Origin of the sequence: Pseudoalteromonas sp. (genome assembly GCF_041613455.1) — a bacterium.
Lineage (GTDB): Bacteria > Pseudomonadota > Gammaproteobacteria > Enterobacterales > Alteromonadaceae > Pseudoalteromonas.
In genome coordinates, this window is sequence record NZ_JBFJHD010000314.1 from 1 (window position 1) to 2,701 (window position 2,701).

Below are 2,701 nucleotides of genomic sequence, written 5' to 3' on the forward strand. Positions count from 1 at the left end.
AAACGCTTTACTAGGCAGTAAGTTTAAATTGTTACGTTTGCTCATCATCGACTTAATAGCGTGGCTATCAAGGGTGTCTATGTCATTTAACGCATCACCTAAATAGTACTTGGTTTCAAGGTTTAAGGTATCGGCTAGCGAGCCATAATGAAGATCAGCATCTATCAAACTGATATCCTCGCTGAAAACATCAGCGTAGATCTCACCTAAACAGCCAGTAATAAAGCTTGCCCCAGAGCCTGGTTTGCCGTTAATAATCGAAATCAACGGGGCGACCTGTTTTTGATTTAATATGGTTTGCGAAATTTGTTGTAAGGCATTAATTAATTCAGCATCAATATTACTGAGTGGAATAATGTCTTGCACATTCGCTTTCATTGCACAACGGATCAGCTCGTTTTGCACGTTATCACCCACTAACAAAACAGGGAGTTTGTTACTATTTAAAGATTCAAAAACCCGCTTGATTTCATTATTAAACTCATCAGCGACTAAAATGACTAAGTCAAACTTGTTACATGGTTTTGGAATTGTGTAACTAAATTCAACATCTAAATTACGAATTAATGAAAAATAGTCTGCTAACTTACGCTGTGTCTCTGGCGAATCACAAATGGTTAATGCTTTAAGTTGAATCGACAAACAGGGTAATTTAGTGTTTACGCCACTAAGCCCCAATGATTTTCCATCAGGTAAACCAACCACATTATTACTATTGTCTAAAGCCATATTATTTACCTACCCTAAGTTACATTCGCGCTAAGCTAGCTTACCCGTTAGCATGTTGTGGTGGTTTCTCTGGTAACTCCTAAACTTTCTCGCGGTAATGTAGTAGCAAAGCTTGGCGAGTTAATGGTCAAAAATAACCCTGGAACAAGAAATTGGTGCTGGTAATTAATAATTTCAGCCCTGACTAAGCGAATATCATTTACGTTATCACTCGCTGTCACTTCACTGCCATTTTGGCGTAAATAGCTTACTTTAAGATTTTGACCAGTTAGCTGCGGTGCCAGTGACAAACCATTAAACACTGCTAAATCTAAAAATGATGGCTCTGCGGCTAGATCAAAATGACAAACAGCAGCCAAACGGGCGCCACGTCTTGAAGCTTCCGTTAACACATTCCATACAAAAAATAGCCGCCCTACTTCAAGTACTGCAAAAAGTAATAAAAAGAAAACCCCTCCAACAATGGCAAATTCTACGGCATACACACCGCGTTGGGTTTTAAAATTTAACGCATGCTTTTGAGTCTTCATGTTATAACACCCTCATGCTGTAAGTTGACACCAGTGGAAAATTTAATGAAATGTCATTACCAAAACCAAATGTTGGCAATGTTTGAGAAAAAATAGGCTGCCACAAATAGGTCACCGTTATCACCACAAATTCACTATCAATGACTAGATTAATATCATCGTTATTTAAATTAGGTAGCAATGCCACCGAGCCACCACTTTGGCCAAACCTGACTAAATCTTTTGCCTCTGCGGCCACCTCACTTTTAATACTCAATGCACCATTATCGCCATATTTAACATGGCTACTTAAATAACGGGTCGCACTTCTGACATTTTTATTTAAGGTGTTGTACTGATAAAGCAAGCGACCAAACTCACTACAAGAGAAAATAAGCAACAACAAAAATGGTAAAATAATGGTAAATTCAATCGCGGCTAAGCCTTTTTGCCGCGCATAACACTGAGAGTTGAGCTTATTTGGCCTCACTTTAGTCGTAATTATTTGCTGCATAACTCCCTCCTATGAATCCTGACTGCCGGGTACATGAAATAATACAATCTTATATGGCCCGGGGTTATCTACAGGCTCTAATGACGCATTGCCGCCACCGGGGCATTGATGCATAAATTCACCAATCACATAAGATTCTTTACCTCCACCGTCAATCTTTTGCGTTAAGAAAAAACACCCCACCCCCAAATAAGGTACATTATTTGCACCATTGGTTAAGCCATCACATTGCCCAATCACTACATTCATTACTCGCCGGCCAATCATTTTTTCCGATGTAGGTTCAATAATACTGCTTTCTGTTAAACCATTTTCTGGTGCCGTGCACATTAATACATCACTTTCATTATCAGCAAGGTAGTCGTTCGCGCGGTATGCTTTTGCCAATGCATCATCTTCAAGCTTGGTGCTATCGTCTTCATCGAGCAAAATTTTCTCGCCTTGACAAATATTAGAGTCGCGAGGGTGATCATTTGGATTGACTGGGCCTTGCCATTTCCCCATACGGGTGTTTAGCCCTTGGGCAACAGGGCCAACGGTATTGCCCGGCTCGGTTGGTACAGTGGCTCCCGTATCTAAGAAAGTACAAGTATTGGTACCTAGGTTTTCCTCTCCCGCCAACGCAGAACGAATATCATCAGCACCGCTATTAGTTCCGAGGCGAATCAGTTGAAAATTACCTGGCCCTATGGGTGAAGACGCGTTTGAACCTATCTTCATCATATATAACTGGTTTTTAGTTAAGCCAAAATCTGTTGCTGGGTCGGTGTTTTCTGCGCACACCAGCATCGGCACTAAATTAGTAAAGCAGTTTTTAATTGCCGTACTTGGCCCGGCCAATGCGGTTGCCGACACTTGTTTATTAAAGCTAAATACATTGGCTAAAAAATTATCAAGTGTTAAACCAGTAAGCGACACTTTTACATACGGTGCATCGACGGAAGGATCC

The 2,701-nt window shown here is 40.7% G+C and carries 3 protein-coding genes and 1 pseudogene; all 4 read right to left on the minus strand.

What is annotated here, in order from left to right; translation table 11 throughout:
* A pseudogene (locus ABYB02_RS16450) lies at window positions 1–729 on the minus strand (hypothetical protein); the annotation flags it as partial.
* A 47-nt stretch (window positions 730–776) separates the two neighbouring features.
* Window positions 777–1,259 carry a TadE/TadG family type IV pilus assembly protein gene (locus tag ABYB02_RS16455; protein WP_372763451.1) on the minus strand — a complete coding sequence of 161 codons (483 nt, stop codon included), beginning with the start codon at window positions 1,257–1,259 and terminating at the stop codon, window positions 777–779.
* A 1-nt stretch (window position 1,260) separates the two neighbouring features.
* Complete coding sequence (locus tag ABYB02_RS16460; protein ID WP_372763452.1) at window positions 1,261–1,752, minus strand: TadE/TadG family type IV pilus assembly protein; 492 nt, start codon at window positions 1,750–1,752, stop codon at window positions 1,261–1,263.
* A gap of 9 nt (window positions 1,753–1,761) precedes the next feature.
* Window positions 1,762–2,701: hypothetical protein (locus tag ABYB02_RS16465; RefSeq protein WP_372763453.1), on the minus strand; the 940-nt coding region annotated here is incomplete at its 5' end.

Coding starts and splice junctions, on each gene's coding strand:
- ABYB02_RS16455 (WP_372763451.1), bottom strand. CDS start 1,259: ATGAAGACTCAAAAGCATGCGTTAAATTTTAAAACCCAACGCGGTGTG.
- ABYB02_RS16460 (WP_372763452.1), bottom strand. CDS start 1,752: ATGCAGCAAATAATTACGACTAAAGTGAGGCCAAATAAGCTCAACTCT.